We start from the raw sequence: 413 nt of genomic DNA, 5'->3' as shown, positions 1-413 counted from the left end.
TATGGTGGAGGCTGAGGGGATCGAACCCCCGACCCTCTGCTTGTAAGGCAGATGCTCTCCCAGCTGAGCTAAGCCTCCTGGGTAATATGGTAGCGGCGGAGGGGATCGAACCCCCGACCTTACGGGTATGAACCGTACGCTCTAGCCAGCTGAGCTACACCGCCATATAAATTGTGTCTTGATTGCTTGTCCATCTTTAGGTAAAGATGGCGGAGAGAGAGGGATTCGAACCCTCGCACCGCTTACGCAGTCTAACCCCTTAGCAGAGGGTCCCCTTATAGCCACTTGGGTATCTCTCCAAATAACAATCATCAACATCATTCAAGGATTGCTCCCTGAAAACTAGATTCGAAACGAAACATGCGAATTACAACTTGCTATTGGATAAGCCCTCGACCGATTAGTACTGGTCA

General features: G+C 50.6%; 3 tRNA genes. All 3 read right to left on the bottom strand.

Annotation, left to right across the window (positions count from 1 at the left end):
- Nucleotides 1-2: 2 nt before the first annotated feature.
- Nucleotides 3-78 (bottom strand) — tRNA-Val (locus C170_RS26675).
- Nucleotides 79-87: 9 nt separating this feature from the next.
- A tRNA-Met gene (locus C170_RS26670) sits at nt 88-164 on the bottom strand.
- 43 nt (nt 165-207) lie between these two features.
- A tRNA-Ser gene (locus tag C170_RS26665) sits at nt 208-299 on the bottom strand.
- Between the last annotated feature and the right edge of the window lie 114 nt (nt 300-413).

Source organism: Paenibacillus sp. FSL H7-689 (assembly GCF_000517905.1).
Lineage (GTDB): Bacteria > Bacillota > Bacilli > Paenibacillales > Paenibacillaceae > Paenibacillus > Paenibacillus amylolyticus.
This window is presented reverse-complemented; position numbering and strand designations above follow the sequence as displayed.